We start from the raw sequence: 19,225 nt of genomic DNA, 5'->3' as shown, positions 1-19,225 counted from the left end.
CCAAAATATCCAAGAAAATTTTATGAATAAACATCAGGAATAATACAAAATATCCCCAAGACTGGAATCCTGCATTAAAAAGTTGAATGCAAATAAAACATTGTGTGATAGCCAGTAAAATACTGATCCATACATTTGCGATAATATGTCGATGACAAGAGGGACAATAATAAGGCTCATATTTTTTAAATTGAAAAGGATTAATCACTTTTCGTTTGCAACAGGGGCAGGTTCTTTTAAATCTGTTTTTGATTTCTATAGAAGGTATCTGCATTTATTTTATTTCACAGTTCTTTTTATATTTGATGAATATTTTATATGCAGTTTAATCATGATTAACAAGTAAATTTTAAGAAAAAATTTAGCGAAAAATAAGATGGAAAAAGCCTCTGGATGAATAGAGGCTTGTGTAGCTCTATAAACCTTGCAGTTTTAAGCGGTTGGCATGCTGGCGATAAACATCGACTGGGTCTGGAGCAAAGACATTTTTTAACCCGAGTAACTGGTTCACTTCGTCCAGGTGGTTCCAGTTGTAGTTATCCCGAATGGTTTTACCGAATTTGGCACTACAGCGGGAGACCAGACCATCATTTTCCTTGCCGCCATCAATGAGCAGGGCTGTAACTTTGAGTGCTGAATCAGGATCGAGCGGGTTGGTAACTTGGCCTACACCTGTGAATGAATAGTTGTAGATACCTTTTTGTTGATATGCACCTTCACCACAGGTGGTAGTCGGCATACCAATGGGATATCTCTGATTAAAGTTCGCAGAGCCCAATGCCGTTAAACTGCTGCCACCCGCAAGTGAATCATGCGGATAAGAGTTTGGGTCCAGGCCTTGAGCCCAGGTAATGGCTTTAGAAACCAGATTTATTGTGCCGACCAGTGGCGCTTCAATAGCAGTCCCTTCAGCTTTTAGAATCAGGTCTGCAACCGGTGAACCTTTGTGCGGTGCACCTACTGTAGTTAATGAAGCCACCAGTTTAGGTTCTGAACCGGCCACATAACGAATTGTTGGGCCACCATGTGAGTGTCCGATCAGATTAACTTTATCTGCTCCGGTAATTGCGGCAATTTCCTTGACCTGCTCCAAAAGTTGTTCACCGCGAATTTCAGATGAGTTAAAAGGGGAGACTCGCGTTGCCCAAACATTCGCACCATTACGGGCCAGATCAGGTAAAATCTGATACCAATAGTCCAGTCCAAACTGGTCAGTGCCAACCCGAATGAAACCCGCCATACCATGTGAAAATACAATCGGATATTTGGTTTTGGCATATTGTGAACTGGCTTTCGCCGTCACCTGACTGGCCTGGGTGGAGGCATGGGCCGTGAAACAGGTCGCTGCCATGAGCAGACCTACCGTTAATACTTCATATTTCATCATTATTTCCTCATTCTTGTTGTTGTGTTAAGGCGATCCTCGCCATAATGTGGGGAATAGCCAGCTGAAAAACCGACCCATTAAGCGTTTTGAGTTTTTTATCTCCCTAGTTTTTTTCAAGTGAAAATAACGAAAAGCCCTTATATCCGTAGATATAAGGGCGATGAAAATTATAGATTCTGAAGTTTTAAACGATTGGCATGTTGACGGTACATCGCCACCGGATCTGGAGCAAACAGGCCTTTAAGACCAAACATCATATTGGCCAGATCGGTATGGTTCAGTTTGTACTGGTCATTAATCACCTTACCAATAAATGCACTACAACGGGCAACCATGCCATCATTGTCTTTATTGCCATAAGATAAAGGGCCAAGCTGCATCAGGATGGTATCGATATCCAGTGCATTGGTCGCTTGAGCCACACCGGTCCAAGAATAATAATAGATACCGTTACGGTCTTTTGATTTCAGGTTCTTATTACAGTTTTCTGTGGAGGCTAAGACACCATCCTGCACCATCTGTTTGGCCACGCTGGCATTAAAAGAGCTGGAGCCAGTTTGGGTCAGGGATTTCATGGATGCATCGAAATCAATTTCCAGTTCAGGTTTGAACTGTCCCAGTGCGATCAGTGGCCCAATAATATAATCACCGAGAACATTAAAAGCAGTGCGGGTAAGAGTATTGTTCTGAATATCATCGGCCACTTTAGAGCCATGATAGGTGCCTGCAACCCCCGTAATGGATGCAATCTGCTGCGGTCGAGTCGCTGCCACATAGAGTACAGTCGGGCCACCATGGGAGTGACCGATGAGATTGATTTTTTCCTTCCCTGTAATTGCCAGCACTTCATCGACCTGATGAATGAGCTGTTCACCGCGGTGGGTCGTGGTATTGGCAGGCGACAATTGGGCGGCAAACACGGTCGAACCATTACGAGCCATATCCGGCAGAATCTGATACCAGTAATCTAAGCCAATGGTATCAGTACCTATGCGTTGCCAGCCTAGCCAGCCATGCACCATCAGAATAGGATATTTGGTTTTGGCATAGTCTGATTTGGCTTTTTCAGTGACCTGAACTGCACTTGCTGCCGCCTGGGTTTGTGTTGAAAAGCCAAAACCGAGGCCTGCTGCCAAGGAAAGCGCCAGCATCTGTGTTGTTTTAATAAAAGTACGCATAACCGTTCCTTTGTTCATTTTATTGTTATAAAAAGCAATCATTGCTCGGGAGTATTGATGCACGATAAATATTGAAGTTGGATGTCTCGATCGTGCAGACCTAATCTTCAATCACGCGCAAAAATTATTATTTTGAAGCAGAAGCATTTTTTCATGCTGATGAGCCAATTCCATGTCATTTCGGGCCATGCCCGATGAGCATTTATGAGTCCATAAATTTGCAATTTATATACGTATGTATTTTATTGTTAACTCCTTGAAATATAAGATTGATGAATGTTTAGGTTGAAATAGTTAGAAACAAATAACAATGTTAAAAAAAGTAATCAGCCCAAGAAAATCAAGGCTTTCAGAGAGAAATGGCTCTGTTAAACTCTCAAAATAGAGGGTCAGCGTTACTGTTTTTATATAAGAGATGAGACAAAAAAAAGGGAATAAGAGAAGATATTCGACGCCGTAGCAGTACTGTGTAGCTACGGCGTCAATGAGCAATTTTAGCTGAAAATTAATTGGCAAAGGGTAGGGTCCCACCCTGATCATGTACCTGTTCAAATGTACCTACACGAAGCCGTTCTTCAGGGCGCTGGAAATGTTTCTGACGCAACTGATCAACTGCCTGCTGTTTGGCATTTTCACTCAGGCCACTTTTTAGGATGTTATCGCGCTCGCCCAAGTAACGCGTCACACTGGATTTCCAATTCGCACGTTCATCATCAAGTTTTTCCAGACGTTGGGTTGCTTCAGGACCGACCAGATTCAGGCGCATCTGACGGATTTCTTCCGCAGAACCACCTCGGGCTTTAATATCAGCGGTGAGTTTACGCAGATCTTCCAGTTTATTCAGTTGCTCCAGATTTTCTTGCCAGTCCTGCGGTAACTGCGCAAACAGTTCTTTTAGCTTCTGGGCTTTTTCTGCTTCGCTCAGCTTTTTATCCGCCATGACTGCCATCCGGTCTAAGGTATATTCATGATAGGTATCTTCAGTGCCAAACAGTCCTTCAATTTCATAATCAGAGAAAAAGCGTTTACGCAGGTTCTGGGTGCTGGCATAGATACTGCGGTAGTAAGCTGGATCTTCTTGATCCAGACCTGCAGGTGGAGTCAGTTCTCCCAAACCTTGACGATACTGGATATAACGGTTCCAAAGATCCAGAACTTGTGAGAGTGCAGGATCCTGATAATTTTGCTGAATATAGGCCTTAAAATCTCGCTGGATTTGTTCGAGGGTTTTTTCCCCATATTGGGTAATAAAATATTCAAAACAGTTACGGGTCTGTTCATTGACAATCAGGCGATTGCTGGCATCCATCTGCATCTGGCAATTAATTTCCGTATCCTGCTGGCTTGGACTCAGGAATATGTTATTTACGGGGCCATTGGCCAGTGCTGCTGCCTGTTGAGCGCTGCTTTCATTGGTGGATTGCGGGCCCGAGACACGTGCCTGTGCTTCATCCCTGGGCGCAAGCCATAGAATCAGGGTAATCAAGCACAATACGATGAGCGCAATCACGATCCATAGTTTATATTTCTGCATATCCTATGCACCTTTATTTTAATTATCGGATTATTTTAAATTTTGCATTCGGCAGGATAGGAGATATTGCACCTTATATGCTGTAGAAAAGTTGTAAATAATTGGCAGGGGTTTTACCATTGCGCCAATTTATAAAATGTCTGACTTTTTGCCATGAAAGCTTCATCTCCTAAAATTCAGCGTCGTCATATCAGCGGTGTATTTCTATTAAATAAGCCTCTAGGCATCAGCTCGAATGCTGCATTGCAAAAAGTACGCTGGTTATATCGTGCGCAAAAAGCTGGACATACTGGTGCACTAGATCCCTTGGCCTCCGGTCTTTTACCGATCTGTCTAGGTGAGGCGACCAAGTTTTCGCATTATCTGCTGGATTCAACCAAGCGTTACCAGACCACAGTTTTTCTAGGACATAGCACCACCACAGGTGATGTCGAAGGAGAGATTCTGCTGGAAAAACCAGTGCCTGAACTGAATGAAGAGTTGATTCAGGAGACAATTGCCAAGTTTGTTGGTGAGATCCAGCAAGTGCCACCGATGTATTCGGCTCTGAAAAAAGAAGGTCGTCCGCTGTATGAGTTGGCACGTAAGGGTATTGAAATCGAACGTGAAGCACGTCCAATTACCATTTATGCAATTGAGCTTTTATCTTTTACTGAAAATAGCATTACGCTGGATGTAACTTGTTCCAAAGGCACTTATATCCGGGTACTCGGCGAAGATATTGCCAAAGCTCTCGGTACCTATGGTCATCTGACTTATCTGCACCGGATTCAAACCGGTCATTTTGACCTTATTCCAAGCTATACCATTGAATATCTGGAAAGCTTAACTGAGGCAGAACGTGAAGCACTATTACTGCCAGCTTATGCACCGGTACAGTATTTCCCGCAGATTCAGGCACCGGAAGGCCGTGCAGAATATTTTAGCCGGGGTATGGAAAGTAATATCGACCATTCGGCAGAGCCACAGGTGCTGGTTTTTGATGGCGAGAAATGCTTAGGCCTGGCTGAAATCACAGATAAAAAACGTCTAGTACCCAAACGTGTTCTTAATCTCTAGGCGCGTTGAATAACAATGGACATTGAGATTATCCTCAGTCTGGTGCTTTTTGCCTTTATGGCCGGAGCGATTGACGCTGCCGTCGGTGGGGGTGGTCTGATCCAGATCCCGGCGATTATGAGCAGTCTGCCGCAGCTGCAACCTGCCACAGTATTTGGCACTAACAAGCTAGCCTCTATTTTCGGTACAGGCTCGGCAGCCTTTTCCTATCTTAGACAGGTCAAGCTGCCATGGGTTTTACTTGGTGTAATTGCGCTGTGCAGCTTTATTAGCTCATTTATTGGAGCAGCCAGTGTCACCTTGATTCCGGTGGATATTCTCAAGCCTTTTGTGCTGATCATGCTGATCGTGATTGCGATTTATACCTTCATGAAAAAGCAATTCGGACGGGTACATGTCGAGCAAAAGCTGAATAAAAAGATGCTGATACTGGCAGCATTAGGTAGCCTGGCTATCGGTTTCTATGACGGAATTTTTGGCCCAGGCACGGGCAGTTTCTTTATCTTTTTCTTTATCCGTTATCTGAGCGTGGATTTCTTGCATGCCTCAGCTTTATCGAAAATTGCCAATTTCACTACTAATCTCGCGGCACTGAGTTTCTTTATTCCTACAGGTCATGTGCTATTTCTGGTGGGTGCCATGATGGCAGCTGCCAATATTTGCGGTTCGCTGTTGGGTGTTAAGCTGGCCTTTAAATATGGCAGTGGTTTTATCCGAACTCTGTTTCTGATCCTGGTCAGTTTGCTGATTTGCCGTATGGCTTATCAGATGTTTTTAGCCTAAAAATAGATGTAAACTATTCTCAATATTAAAGTTTTTTATACAAATTCGCCTTATAAATATTCCTGACCATTTGCCGGTTTCACTCTATGCTGGAGCAAAGGCATGACAAAAACAGGAGAAAAATTACATGACCACCATTTTTGAAGCATTAAGGGAAAGTCATGAAATCCAGCGTGATCTGGCAGAAAAATTACTGCAAACTTCGGGGGATTCGCCAGAACGTCGTGAGTTGTTCAAGCAGCTGAAGAATGAACTGTTTGCGCATGAAACCGCAGAAGACCGTTACTTTTATATTCCCTTGATGATGACAGATCCCGGCCTGAACATTACCCGTCACGCCTTGGCAGAACATCATGAGATGGATGAAATGATTGAGGAACTGACTGAAACTGAATTTAGTAGCCCAAGCTGGATTGCAATTGCCAAGAGACTGTCAGATAAGGTTCATCATCATTTGAAAGAAGAAGAGCATGCTTTCTTCCAGCAGGCCGGGAAAATTCTGGGAGATGAACAAAAGCAGGCTCTAGCGGATCAGTACAAAACTGAATATCAGCGTTATAAAGAAATGAAAAAAGACATGCTGGTTAAAAGCTAATATTTAAATTTATTTAAATTCAAATTTTCATGACAAAAAAAGATGGCCAGAGTGCCATCTTTTTTTATTTATTCAGCTTTCTATTTTCCGGGTTTTATATTGCTGTCGTGCTTCCCGCATGGTCACGCCAACTGAAGCCAGCATAATACAAACCAGTGCGACGGTTTGAAGTAGCGTAATTTTTTCACCCAGCAAAATAAAACCTATCAGTGCCGCCAGAGCTGGAGACAGACTGGAAAGCGTACCATAACTGGTTTTATTCAAGTGCTGAAGCGCTTTTAAATCCAGCGCATAAGGAATGGCTGTTGCCAGCACTGCAATAGTAATGGCCTTGCCCCAATATTGAGTATCAATCAAAGCAGAGGTGTTGTTATATAGGCCGATTGGTAGTAAACACAGGGCTGAAATACTGATGGCAATCGTCAGTGCATGCATCCTGATATTTTGCTGTACTACGCGTTGCCCAAAATAGATATACAGCGCCCAGCAGAGGCCAGCCCCTAGGGCGCAGGCTGCACCAAACAGGTCAAAGTTACTGCTATTGGCTTCCCCCCAAGGCACCATCAACACGATACCTAAAATTGCCAATAGCACCCAGACATAGTCCTTACGGTCCTGAATCGAAATTAAGGCCAGTCCTAGCGGGCCAATAAATTCCAATCCGACTGCAATGCCTTGAGGAAGTTTCCCGAGCGACATATAGAACAGGATATTCATTACGCCTAGAGAAGCACTATAGCAGAGCAGATCCCGCCATTTCAGGAATTGTAAACGTCGGATAACTTTCCAGGAACGGAACATGACACAGACAATAATAGCGGCAAAACAGAGTCTTAAAATAGTGACAGTGATCGGGTCAAGCACCAGGAAAAGTTGCTTGGCGAAGGATGCACTGATCTGGTATGAAGTCATGGAAAGAACCATGTACAACACAGCAAGAAGTTGGACGTTTGGCATGGGAGAAACTACTTATACCAGAAGGGTATAATCGAGATATAGAAGAAAGCGGAAGTATACCAAACTGGTTAATTTTTGATGAGTAGGGCAGACGAATATTTTGTGAATGCGAAGCAGAATTTTGATCAGTGAATTTAAATTTTTGATTTCGTCCCCCACCGAAAAAATTAAATTCAACGTTAATTGTTGATGAGATTGTGGTTACAAATTAATCAATTTTTAATTTGATCTTAATTTTATATTTATTAAAATGACTTAGACCTCATGATTTGGGTCAACTTTAAAATAACAATGAAAAATAAAACGATGAAAAAATAATAAGGTAGATAATAATGAAATTAAGATTACTCTCTTGTGCTGTCTTGAGCCTTATGCTGACTGCATGTGGTGGCTCTGATTCTGATAATAACGAGCCAGTCGCAGGTCAACCAACCCCAACCAATCCTGGTAATCCGAGCAATCCTGGAACTCCGGATAATGGTGATGGAACATCAGATACGATTTCTGAATTCTATACCTATCAGTTCAACCTGCCGAATATTGATGCTTCAGATATGGAGTCGGAAAAGCTTCTATTGGCCAGTCATAAAAATAAAATTACTGACGGCATCTTATATGCAGATGATAACCGGGCTGTTGATACTGAATATGATCTTGATGAAGATATGACCTTCCCAATTTATGTTACAGAGAAAGGCGTATTCCCTGCAGATCGTGCCCGTACAGCATTAGGTTATAAACTGGAAAAAGTACTGGAAAATACTTCTGAACAATTTACCAGTCGTCCCGTCACTATTCCGGAAAATAACATCGGTAATCATCGACACCTGGAGTGGTACGACCTGTCAGGTAAAGCCTTAACTGAACGTACCAATATTGCTGTCGTGAAGATGTATGACGATACCGAGACCAGAGTTTTCTTTAATACTGATACCACGGATGCTGAACGTAAATATTACAATCAATTTGCTACCAATTTTGTCGGTTTACAGAAGGCGCGTACTTTCCCGAACGGATCTAAATGTTTCCGTATTCTGGCGGAACATCCTGAGGAAGAATTTATTGAATTTGATCCGGATATCAAAACTGGCTATCGTACACTGTCTGAATGGCAGACAGGAGAGTCTGTTCAAGAGATGGCGAAAACCATTTTAGATGGCACGATGGCTAACCTGAAATTTAAAAAAGCCGAATATAAAGACGATGCGCAGCAATATTATAAATACTTTGGGGCGATCGAATATCAGGGTGAAATTTATTCCAGTACTTTCTCGGAACATGGAGAGCATATTGATCATGCCGATTATATTGCTCAAGCAAGAAAAGCTGCCTTGGACAATTTAAGGGAAGAGGGTGCTACTCCTCTAATGCTCAAATGGACAGATTACCTGTATGACCATCTTGCTTCGGCATGTGATGGCTATAATGTGACAGCAGCTACAGCATTAAATACAGCTATTAAGGATGCAACGCCACGCTAAAATTAAATAGGTCATTTAAAAAAGGCGCTTGAGCGCCTTTTTTATTTAGTGCTTTCTTCTTTGTGTCATCACCGTACAGCCAATCGACGCACTGATAATGGTGGCCAGTGCCAGCCATTGTGTCCACAATAAAGTCTCGCCTAAGAATACAAAACCGGAGAGTGCTGCAACCGCAGGTTCCAGGCTCATTAGAGTGCCAAAACTCAATGCGGTTAAATTACGCAGTGCAATCATTTCCAAAGTAAAGGGTAAGGCACTGGCAAGTGCAGCCAAAATAACAAAATACATGAGGCTGCTTGGCTCAAACACATGAGCAGGCATTCCCGCGAACAGTGCAATCGGCATCAGCACCAGCATGCCGACGAACATGCCCAGACACACGGTATGATTCCCTGATACACCCGAAGGTTTTTGTCCGGCCACGATATACAGTGCCCAGCAGGAACCCGCGCCTAAGGCAAACAGGATGCCAATCGGATCAAGCGGTTGTGCAGCCTGATCAAAGGGAAACAACAGAACCAGCCCCAGAATGGCCAATCCCACCCAGACAAAATCAAATTTCTGCCGGGCATAAAACAGGGCAACACTTAAGGGACCAATAAATTCAAAAGAGACCGCGATCCCAATCGGCAATCGGTCAATCGCCAGATAAAACAGCATGTTCATGCCAGCTAATGCCAAGCCATAGCTGATAATGGCTGGCCATCTGACCTGGCGGAAATTGATCTGCCAGACTTTAAAAATGAGCGCCAGAATCAATGCACCCAATAGCAGGCGCATGGCAGAAACGGTCAGGATCGGGAACTGGCCAAACAGATATTTGGCAAAGGAGCCGCTGCTCTGCATGCTGATCATCGCGATCAGCAGAATCAGCGGCGCTTGCACCATAGGTGCAATTTTAAGATTTGGCATGACTAAATTTGTTTCGATTTCTCGAAGAGCGGAAGAGCAGCATCAGCTGAGTAGGCTTAAAAATAAAAACCTTTAAGCAATAAAAAAACCACAGCCCGAAGACTGTGGCTTTTTAAAAACCTGAATTAGAACAATACGCGAACGCGGATTGTACCTTCAAGGTTGTGTAAAGTATCGAGTGCTTCTTGAGATGCAGTTGCGTCTACATCCATCACCAGGTAACCCACATCGCCTTTGGTCATTAAAGTCTGACCAGAGATGTTGATGCCGTGTTCAGCAAACAGGTTGTTGATCTTAGACAGCACACCCGGAATGTTTTTGTGGATGTGAAGCAGACGGTGTTTGCCTTCAGTTAATGGAAGCGCGATTTCTGGGAAGTTCACCGCAGAAAGCGTCATACCTTTATCTGAATAAGCCACAAATTTCTCAGCAACTTCCAGACCGATGTTCGCCTGAGCTTCCATAGTAGAACCGCCCACGTGTGGAGTCAGGATCACATTTGGAATGTTACGTAATGGAGAAACAAATTCTTCACCATTTGCTTTAGGCTCTTTAGGGAATACGTCAACCGCAGCACCCGCAAGATGGCCAGATTTCAATGCTTCAGCCAGATCTTCGATCACCACACATGTACCACGTGCTGCATTGATGAAGATAGAGCCTTCTTTCATTTGCGCGAATTGTTCTTTAGTCATGAAGTTACGTGTAGACGGAACATCAGGAACGTGAATAGAAACAACATCAGCATTTGCAAGAAGTTCGCCCATTGTGCCGACCTGACGTGCATTACCGAGTGGTAATTTAGTCACTGTGTCGAAATAGATCACTTTCATACCCAGGCTTTCAGCAAGAACAGAAAGTTGTGAACCAATTGAACCGTAACCAACGATACCTAAAGTCTTACCACGAGTTTCGAACGAACCTACAGCAGATTTGTTCCAGCCGCCTGCATGTGTATCTGTAGATTTTTCAGGTACACGGCGAAGCAGAAGAATCGCTTCAGCAAGTACAAGTTCAGCAACCGAACGTGTATTTGAATATGGTGCGTTGAATACCGGAATACCGCGACGCATTGCTGCATCCAGATTCACCTGGTTAGTACCGATACAGAAACAACCTACCGCGATCAGTTTGTTCGCAGCTTCAAACACTTCTTCAGTAAGCTGAGTACGGGAACGGATACCAATGAAGTGTGCATCTTTAATCGCTTCTTTCAGTGCTTCACCCTCAAGCGCTGTTTTGCGATAGTCGATATTGGTATATCCAGCTGCATTCAATGTGTCGATTGCGTTCTGGTGAACGCCTTCTAACAATAGAAAACGGATTTTATCTTTAGGTAGAGATAGATGTTGGCTCATTACGGCTCCGCTACAAAGGCCAAATTTAGTCGCCGTATAATAGCACAGGAATGGGGCGGTTATACATTTCCTTGATGACTACAATATCAGCTATTTTTGCAAGTGATAGTAGTGAAAATGATAGAACTGGTTGAATTAAACTATCATTTTCAAAGGTATATTGTCAAAATTGTCATTTTTTAAGGGAAAGCCCTAAAAATAGCTTATAATATTGCGCCATGCTGTTTAAGATGCCAGTTTTGGTGCTTTAATCATCATGTTTCGCCTGCTTTGTATACAGGTTTTAATGCCTGAAAAATATACAAATAAACCGGCGAGGTCTCTCTTGTTTAATTCATGCTAGGTCTGCAAACGATGAATGCTCCAGTCGCTTTAACCCCAGAGTTATTGACCCAATTGACTGCAATTGTGGGTGAAAACCGTATTAAAACTGATGCGGACAGCCTCCAGAATTGGGGTCGTGATCATACCAAACACTTTGATCCAAACCCATCGGTCATCGTTTTCCCATCTTCAACTGAACAGGTTCAAGCAATTGTGAAGCTCGCGAATCAGTTCAATGTTGCAGTGACTCCATCAGGTGGTCGTACAGGTCTTTCTGCAGGCGCTGTCGCTGCGAATGGCGAGATTGTGGTGAGCATGGATAAGATGAACCAGATTCTGGAATTCTTCCCGGCAGACCGTATGGTGCGCGTACAGGCAGGTGTGGTGACTGAACAGCTGCAAAACTATGCTGAAGAGCAGGGCATGTACTATCCGGTTGATTTTGCCTCTTCTGGTTCAAGCCAGATCGGCGGGAACATCGGCACCAATGCCGGCGGGATTAAAGTGATCAAATACGGCATGACCCGTAACTGGGTGCTTGGCCTGACTGTGGTGACTGGTAAAGGTGATGTACTGCGTCTAAACAAAGGCATGATTAAGAACGCAACGGGTTATGCACTACAACACCTGTTCATCGGTGGTGAAGGTACTTTAGGTTTAGTCACTGAAGCAGAAATCAAGCTGGAACGTCAGCCACAAGACCTGCAAGTGCTGGTACTGGGTGTACCTGATTTTGATGCGATCATGCCAGTATTACATGCCTTCCAGGCAAAAATCGACCTGACTGCATTTGAGTTCTTCGGTGAGCTGGCGATGCAAAAAGTATTGGCCAATGGTCACGTACAGCGTCCATTTGAAACTGAATGTCCCTTCTATGTATTGCTTGAGTTTGAAGCGCCGTTTGAGCCGATTATGGACAAGGCGATGGAAATCTTCGAGCACTGTATGGAACAGGGTTGGGTGCTGGATGGCGTAATGAGCCAAAGTCTTGAGCAAGTACATAGCTTATGGCGTCTGCGTGAAGATATTTCTGAGTCAATCGCTCCATTCATTCCGTATAAAAACGATATCTCTGTACTGATCACTCACGTACCGGCATTCATTAAAGAAATCGATGCGATCGTGAATGAAAACTACCCAGACTTCGAAATCTGCTGGTTCGGTCATATCGGTGACGGTAACCTGCACTTGAACATCCTGAAACCGGCTGACCTGACCAAAGATGAATTCTTTGCAAAATGCCAAGTCGTGAACAAGTACGTATTTGATACTGTGAAAAAATACGACGGTTCAATCTCTGCGGAACATGGCGTAGGTATGACCAAGAAACCTTATCTTGAATACACCCGTTCAGCTGAAGAAATCGAATACATGAAAGCCTTGAAAAAAGTGTTCGATCCAAATGGCATCATGAACCCAGGCAAACTATTCGATCTTTAATCAGAATAGATTTACAAAAGCGCATCGAAAGGTGCGCTTTTTTTATTGCTTTGTAACTGGACTTACAGAGTCTAAATAGCGTTAAGCTGAAAAGCCCGGCATGATAATTTCTGCATAATAAAGATAATCTGGGTTAAACAATATGTTACGGTTATTGGCGGTTACAATTTTAGGTCTGGGTGTGATGACATCAGGTTGTACAACCACCCAGAAAGTGATTGCAAAAGTGCAGTCTTCTTCAGATACACCTTTGGATCAGGTACTTAAAATGAGGCCTGATCTGCGTGAAGAACTGGCAACAGTCGAGATACGTCAGTTCTTTAATCGTGTTGAGTCACCGACGGTTGGACAGGTAAAAGTAACTGAAACAGGTTTGATGGATGACTCGGTGAGATCGATTCAGACCATTTATCATTTTAGAAAAGAAGAGAAGAACTGGAAAATGCACAATACTGAAAAGCTCTATCAGTGTGTACGCGGTTCAAATACCAAAACTTTCCAGAAGGCAGTCTGTCCATAATAATGTTTGATCTTTAAACAAAACTTCGTTAAAAGCGTATCTTCAGGATGCGCTTTTTTGTTCTTTAGGATTCTATAAAAATGAATATTTTAATTGTTGGTAATGGTTTTGATCTATCCCACTATTTGCCGACAAAGTATGATCATTTTATGGATGTAATGTCTGCAATAGAAACCTCTAAAAGTAATTCAATGAATTTTGATGAGCTTTTCTCAAAGTTCCGTGAAAATTGGTTTATAGCTAAAACAAAGGAATACTATTTAATAGAAAATATTTTTCTAAAAAAAGATCAATTGACTACTATTCAAAAAATGCTTAAAGAAAATTCTTGGTATCAATACTTCAAAAGTCATGTGCAGGAAATTAAGACTTGGATTGATTTTGAGCAAAAAATTGAGTATGTCTTAATTGTAGCTGCACGTTGTATAGCCGATATAGAAAATATTTATAACTCAGAAGAGTTATATAAGTATTTTGATGATGATAATGATATAAAAATTAGAACAAAAGATAAAAATATACTTGATTTTTTTAATTTTTCTTCAAATGAATTTTATGATTATGAGATAAATGAATTTTATAAAGAAGGAAATAGCTTGCAAGATAATAAGGGACGGAAAAGAACTAATGTTAATACAATTTTTTGTAATGGTAGAGAAATAAAAAATGGATTCAACTCATCCTTATTTTTAGATTTTATCCAACTACAATTAGATGATTTTATAAAAATATTTAATTTATATTTAGAACTTATTATTGATGAATTGAAGCCTAAAGCTAAATTTGAAATTTATGTACAGTCCAATTCATTATTTGAACCAGAGAAAAATTGCTGGATTCAACCAAATTTAATTTACTCCTTTAATTATACGAATACTTATCAGCGTATTCACAATTCGGTTAAAGTTGAGTATTTACATGGAAGTCATGGCCAACAGCAAAATATCGTTTTGGGTGTATCTGATTTAAAAGATGAATCATTAAAGAAGATAAAAGCTTATGGGTTTACGAAATATCATCAAAAACTTTTTAAAGAGACAGATTATTTATTTCTAGATAGATATAAAGAAAAAGTTAAAACTCATAAAAGAAGGATAGATTATTTTGAAAAAGATTTTGGAAATACTGATCCGACTGCAAAGAAGTTAGAAAGACAAAATATTATGGAAGTTGAAAGTAAACTCAATATAAGTATTAATATTTGGGGTCACTCTCTAGATTATTCAGATAAAGATTATATTATTGATTTGTTTAGTCTGAATGATGAGATAGATCGAAATGTAAGGATAAAAATCTACTATTTTGATATGTTTGCTAAATTTTCATTACTCAATAATTTATTAGCAATTTTAGGTAAAGATAAAGTTGAATATTGGATGAGAAATAAATGGCTTAAATTCGAATCTAATCCTGAAATCAAGTTTCAAACTAAAGAAATAACAGCATTAAAGTAAGCGTTCTGAAATTCAAAGAGTAAATAAATCTGCTAAAATTATTCTTCTCTATTTTAGATAAAGTTCGGTCTGCTATTAACGGACAGACTGGCAATAACAACTCCCATGCAAAACGTCCAAACCCACAAACTGACCCGTGCCACACTAATGTTTCCTCTGGCGCTGGTGCTGTTTGAATTCTCCGTCTATATCTGTAATGACCTGATCCAGCCGGCCATGTTAGCCATTACCCGTGATTTTGGTGTGAGCAGCTCTTGGGCACCATCTTCCATGTCCTTTTTCCTATTAGGTGGGGCATTTGTTGCTGCAATTTTAGGACCCTTATCGGACCGTTTAGGCCGTAAAAAAGTCCTGCTGGGTGGCGTAGCATTTTTTGTAATCTGCTGTCTGGCGATTTTACTTACACCGAATATTCAAAGCTTTCTGTTCCTGCGCTTTTTACAAGGTTTTGGTTTGTCCTTTATTGCTGCTGTGGGTTATGCCGCGATTCAGGAAAGTTTTGAAGAACGCGATGCTATTAAAGTGATGGCGCTTATGGCCAATGTCTCCTTGCTGGCACCACTTTTAGGGCCAGTGGTTGGTGCTTTTATGATTGATCATGTCTCATGGCATTGGGGCTTTATCGGCATCGCTTGTCTGGCATTTGTGAGCTGGTTTGGACTGAAAGCGAAAATGCCAAATCCCAATATCAGTATTCCGAAACAGCCACTTAGCTATATTGTCGATGACTTTAAGCAGGTTCTGAAAAATAAACGCTTTGTGATCATGACCATGGCATTGCCACTGGTGAGCTTGCCCTTGATGCTATGGATTGCATTATCTCCCGTGATTCTGGTTGAAGAATTAGGCTTGAGTAGCATGCAATATGGCTTGGCTCAGTTTCCGGTATTGGGTGGCCTGATTCTGGGCAATATCATTCTACTGAAAATTATCGACAAGATACCGCTCGGTAAAACAGTAATGCTAGGTGTGCCATTGATGCTGTTCGGAACCATTTTGCTGTTAGTGGGAATGTTGATTCCAGACTATTTTCTGCATTGTCTGATTATCGGTACCACTTGCATCAGTCTGGGAGAGGGGATCAGCTTTTCGGTATTGTACCGTTTTGCCCTAATGTCTTCTGAAGTGTCTAAAGGCACGGTTGCGGCAACAGTATCCATCTTGATGATGCTGAGTTTCTTTATCGTGATTGAAGTGGTTAGAATTGCTTATGAAGCTTTTGATCTTTGGGCTTATTGCGGTGCCTCGTTTATTTTAATTGCGCTGTGGTTTAGCTTGCCACGTATGCAGCTGAAACAGGTGATGTTGGAAAGAAAAGGGCGAGGGGAGTTTTAAAAGAATTCCTTTCTCTTAAATATTTAATCGAATGAAGCTATTTACTTTATGTGCCTCAAATAAAAGTATTGAATGTTCTCTCTCCCTATGGGAGAGAGAGGGAAATATTAATAAAATAACCTTACCTTTGCGCAGCAGTGCTACTCATCTCCTAAAAGGAGAGAAAACATCCATGATTGATTTAATAATGATTAGAATTTAAAAGTTAAGCTTCAGCCGGCTGCTCCAACTTCTTTAATTTCATATCAAAGATAAATGGTCCAAACGGCAGAATCGACGCGATCAAACCCAGTATAAACATACTCAGAGACCATTTCTGTTTTTCGCAGACTGCAAATAACACCACAAGAAAAAGCACGAAAAGAACGCCGTGACCCATACCGATATATTTCACCAGAATCGGGTTATCCATCATGTACTTAACCGGCATCGCAATAAATAACAGCAGCAGAAATGAAATACCTTCAAGCAATCCAACCAGACGTAAAGTTTTAATATTCACGCGCACTCACTCTTCTATGTTCTATTCAATCAGGCTTGAGTGTACCCAATCTGCCGATTTAAGCAAAATGAAATTTATAGAATAAAATGAATTATTTTAAATACTTATATCCTAGTGCTCCGCTTGGTTATTTGATTTCAACTGCCAGTAATTGCTGTCTTAGAGACAATAATTCAGGCAAGGTTTCCAGTAACAGACTGATCTGTTTAAGTACCAGCAGCAGGTGGGTGGAAATATGTTCCTGCTGACTCAGTTGCCGGATTTCTGCCAATTGGCCTTGAATGTCCTGCTGCGGTACATTTTCAGGATTTGATAGGGCAGAGGTTAAGGTCTGCTGACAGGCAGAGAGCAGTTGCAGAATTTGCGGATCAGATACCTGTTTACGATGGCTACCCAATGCGGAAATATAACTGAGCTGACTGTGACTATAAACCAGATAACGGAAGGCATTGCGAATCAGCACCGGGTCTGGATTCGGTTCGGTACTCAGACTGGAAATCATATTGGAAAGGTCAATCTGGGCATTGTGGGCCAAACGACGTGCTGTCCGATAAGCAATGCTGTTATTTTTGCCATGCTGATATTGCTCCAGAATAGCCAGTAAATAGTTCAGCGTCGCTTGGGAGGATTTTTTGATATTGCTGGAAATATTACGGAAATTCCAATCCGGCCAGATACAACTGACCGCCAGCCAGGCAATTAGACAGCCAATTAGGGTATCGATAATTCTCGGCAGAATGACAGCATAGCCTGCGCCTTTCAGATTAAAAATCAGCAGTACTACTAGGGTCGCCATTAATGTAGCCATAGCATATTTCTTGGAGCGCAAATAGAAAAAGCCGACACCAAAAATCACCGTAAGCAGCAACTGGCCTTCAATACTTGGTACAAAATACAGGATTGGAATTCCTAGAATGACGCCGAGCAATGTACCCAAAGTTCGCAGTTTTAAACGGCTTTTGGTAGCGAAATAACTGATCTGGCATACAAACAGACTGGTCAGCAATATCCAGTAGCCATTTTTGGCAAAGGGCAATAGAGAAATTGCATAGCCGACCAGAAAGACCAAAGCGATCCGCACCGCATGACGAAACAGCGCCGATTGCGGTCCCAAATGGGGTTTTAATTTCAGCCAGAAATCCGCAGGTCCACGCAGATCATCATCAAACAGGCTGGAATCATCAAAATACTTTGGATAATCTGGACGGTAAATGGCTTGTCCATCCTGCAAATGTTGCAGCTGTTCATGCACACTCAGCAGATTGCTCAGAATGAGCTGTAAGTTTTTTACCTCAATATTCTGTGGATGCTGGGCAATCCAGTCCCTCATGGAGGCTTCTAATGCTTTGAGTGCCAGTTGATGCTGTTCAGGAAGTTGATAAGTTTCATTACGCAATACGCAAGCAGCCAACTGCTGGCAGGCAAGCGCCTGCAAGTGAATATTTTTCTGAATGCGAAAAATCAGATCGGTACGGCTAAAATGCTGGTGAATCTGCTCGTAATGCAGATAGTTGGCAGTTGCCTGCTCATGAATATCCTGAGTCAGAAAATAAAGATTCAGCCAGTAAATAGTTTTATGATTTGGGCGCGAGGCTTTGAGTCGGGTCAGTAAAGAATCTTTGGTGCGGTTAAAGCTTTCAATGACTTGGGTATTTTTTAAGGAAAGTTCATAAAGCAGCGGTTCGACATTATTCTGATTATCGGGATCAAATAATTTGGCTTTGGTCGATAGCAGTTCGGCCATCTGTTGCAGGTTGATGGACAGATTTTCCTGAACCTGTAAAGTTGGACGAATCAGATAAAATAGGATAGAAGTCAGGCCATACCACAGCACACCAACTACAAAATACAGCGGCTGTTCGTACCAGTGCGCATATTCTCCCAAGCCAAACATGGTGTAAATGGACAGCAATACAGTGCCAAAAGAAATGGTGGCATAACGCTGTCCTAAAGCCCCCATCAAGATAAATACGGCACTAGAAAGTGATAGCCAGAGTGCAAACCAGATTTTATAGGGATGCAGAAATTCCAGCATGCTACTGACTGCAAAAAACAGCAGCATGACCAGCCCCAGATTGCGTAGCCTTAAACTTAAACGGTCATCAAAATCGGTCAGGGCAGTAGCAATTGCCCCTAAAGTAACCGGAACAATCAAAGTCTCATAGCCGAGAAGTTTTAGACCAAAAGTCGTTCCTGAAAGCACAATAAACATCTGCAAACAGTAAGTCATCAAGGCACTGGACTGAAAAGGTAACAGGGCTTTTTTAAGTATGTGATGAAGAGGATGCAACATGGAATCTGAGCTATTCACAAGAATATGATCCGTGGTATTTGACTGCCGGTTTTGAATGCAATTTAAGCGCCAATTTCAAAAGAAATATCTACTAAAAAACGGGCAAGAAGCCC

The 19,225-nt window shown here is 41.9% G+C and carries 16 protein-coding genes; 8 read left to right on the top strand and 8 right to left on the bottom strand.

Annotation, left to right across the window (positions count from 1 at the left end):
- Nucleotides 1–415: 415 nt before the first annotated feature.
- The 3 genes from FTV34_RS07805 to FTV34_RS07795 all read right to left on the bottom strand — a co-directional run bounded on the left by FTV34_RS07805 (nt 416) and on the right by FTV34_RS07795 (nt 4,099).
- Nucleotides 416–1,384 carry a triacylglycerol lipase gene (locus tag FTV34_RS07805; protein ID WP_180069816.1) on the bottom strand — a complete coding sequence of 323 codons (969 nt, stop codon included), beginning with the start codon at nt 1,382–1,384 and terminating at the stop codon, nt 416–418.
- A gap of 170 nt (nt 1,385–1,554) precedes the next feature.
- Nucleotides 1,555–2,565 carry a triacylglycerol lipase gene (locus FTV34_RS07800; protein WP_179992159.1) on the bottom strand — a complete coding sequence of 337 codons (1,011 nt, stop codon included), beginning with the start codon at nt 2,563–2,565 and terminating at the stop codon, nt 1,555–1,557.
- Between the two features lie 505 nt (nt 2,566–3,070).
- Nucleotides 3,071–4,099 carry a lipase secretion chaperone gene (locus FTV34_RS07795; RefSeq protein ID WP_180069813.1) on the bottom strand — a complete coding sequence of 343 codons (1,029 nt, stop codon included), beginning with the start codon at nt 4,097–4,099 and terminating at the stop codon, nt 3,071–3,073.
- 153 nt (nt 4,100–4,252) lie between these two features.
- Between FTV34_RS07795 and truB the strand changes: the two genes are divergently transcribed.
- The 3 genes from truB (at nt 4,253) to FTV34_RS07780 (ending at nt 6,536) form a co-directional block, all read left to right on the top strand.
- Complete coding sequence (gene truB, locus FTV34_RS07790) at nt 4,253–5,158, top strand: tRNA pseudouridine(55) synthase TruB (protein WP_180069810.1); 906 nt, start codon at nt 4,253–4,255, stop codon at nt 5,156–5,158.
- A 15-nt stretch (nt 5,159–5,173) separates the two neighbouring features.
- Nucleotides 5,174–5,941 carry a TSUP family transporter gene (locus FTV34_RS07785; protein WP_180011167.1) on the top strand — a complete coding sequence of 256 codons (768 nt, stop codon included), beginning with the start codon at nt 5,174–5,176 and terminating at the stop codon, nt 5,939–5,941.
- Nucleotides 5,942–6,068: 127 nt separating this feature from the next.
- Nucleotides 6,069–6,536 (top strand): hemerythrin domain-containing protein, encoded by a 468-nt coding sequence (locus FTV34_RS07780; RefSeq protein ID WP_005233643.1) that lies wholly within the window; start codon nt 6,069–6,071, stop codon nt 6,534–6,536.
- Nucleotides 6,537–6,608: 72 nt separating this feature from the next.
- On the opposite strand, the gene FTV34_RS07775 is transcribed toward FTV34_RS07780, so the two are convergent.
- Nucleotides 6,609–7,493 carry a DMT family transporter gene (locus tag FTV34_RS07775; protein ID WP_180069807.1) on the bottom strand — a complete coding sequence of 295 codons (885 nt, stop codon included), beginning with the start codon at nt 7,491–7,493 and terminating at the stop codon, nt 6,609–6,611.
- A 332-nt stretch (nt 7,494–7,825) separates the two neighbouring features.
- Between FTV34_RS07775 and FTV34_RS07770 the strand changes: the two genes are divergently transcribed.
- Nucleotides 7,826–8,974: a hypothetical protein gene (locus FTV34_RS07770; protein WP_180069804.1), complete on the top strand. Its 1,149-nt coding sequence runs from the start codon at nt 7,826–7,828 to the stop codon at nt 8,972–8,974.
- A gap of 45 nt (nt 8,975–9,019) precedes the next feature.
- On the opposite strand, the gene FTV34_RS07765 is transcribed toward FTV34_RS07770, so the two are convergent.
- Entirely contained in the window at nt 9,020–9,886 is an 867-nt protein-coding gene (locus FTV34_RS07765) for a DMT family transporter (RefSeq protein ID WP_180069801.1), read from the bottom strand.
- A 125-nt stretch (nt 9,887–10,011) separates the two neighbouring features.
- The gene (serA, locus tag FTV34_RS07760; RefSeq protein WP_005233651.1) at nt 10,012–11,244 is read right to left on the bottom strand and encodes a phosphoglycerate dehydrogenase; all 1,233 of its coding nucleotides are present in this window, start codon (nt 11,242–11,244) and stop codon (nt 10,012–10,014) included.
- Nucleotides 11,245–11,598: 354 nt separating this feature from the next.
- On the opposite strand from serA, the gene FTV34_RS07755 reads away from it, so the two are divergent.
- From FTV34_RS07755 to FTV34_RS07740, 4 genes are all read left to right on the top strand, one after another.
- Nucleotides 11,599–13,008 carry an FAD-binding oxidoreductase gene (locus FTV34_RS07755; RefSeq protein WP_034704522.1) on the top strand — a complete coding sequence of 470 codons (1,410 nt, stop codon included), beginning with the start codon at nt 11,599–11,601 and terminating at the stop codon, nt 13,006–13,008.
- A 142-nt stretch (nt 13,009–13,150) separates the two neighbouring features.
- Nucleotides 13,151–13,528 carry a hypothetical protein gene (locus FTV34_RS07750; protein ID WP_004787040.1) on the top strand — a complete coding sequence of 126 codons (378 nt, stop codon included), beginning with the start codon at nt 13,151–13,153 and terminating at the stop codon, nt 13,526–13,528.
- A gap of 80 nt (nt 13,529–13,608) precedes the next feature.
- Nucleotides 13,609–14,982, top strand: coding sequence for an AbiH family protein (locus FTV34_RS07745; RefSeq protein WP_180069798.1), 1,374 nt, complete (start codon nt 13,609–13,611; stop codon nt 14,980–14,982).
- A 105-nt stretch (nt 14,983–15,087) separates the two neighbouring features.
- Complete coding sequence (locus tag FTV34_RS07740; protein ID WP_180069795.1) at nt 15,088–16,317, top strand: MFS transporter; 1,230 nt, start codon at nt 15,088–15,090, stop codon at nt 16,315–16,317.
- A 205-nt stretch (nt 16,318–16,522) separates the two neighbouring features.
- Here FTV34_RS07740 and FTV34_RS07735 read toward each other — a convergent pair whose 3' ends face one another.
- Both FTV34_RS07735 and yccS read right to left on the bottom strand, forming a co-directional pair.
- The gene (locus FTV34_RS07735) at nt 16,523–16,819 is read right to left on the bottom strand and encodes a DUF3817 domain-containing protein (RefSeq protein ID WP_004787034.1); all 297 of its coding nucleotides are present in this window, start codon (nt 16,817–16,819) and stop codon (nt 16,523–16,525) included.
- A gap of 127 nt (nt 16,820–16,946) precedes the next feature.
- Nucleotides 16,947–19,112 carry a YccS family putative transporter gene (gene yccS / locus FTV34_RS07730; RefSeq protein WP_180069890.1) on the bottom strand — a complete coding sequence of 722 codons (2,166 nt, stop codon included), beginning with the start codon at nt 19,110–19,112 and terminating at the stop codon, nt 16,947–16,949.
- Between the last annotated feature and the right edge of the window lie 113 nt (nt 19,113–19,225).

Origin of the sequence: Acinetobacter sp. YH16038, from assembly GCF_013417275.1 — a bacterium.
Taxonomy (GTDB): Bacteria; Pseudomonadota; Gammaproteobacteria; order Pseudomonadales; family Moraxellaceae; genus Acinetobacter.
This window is presented reverse-complemented; position numbering and strand designations above follow the sequence as displayed.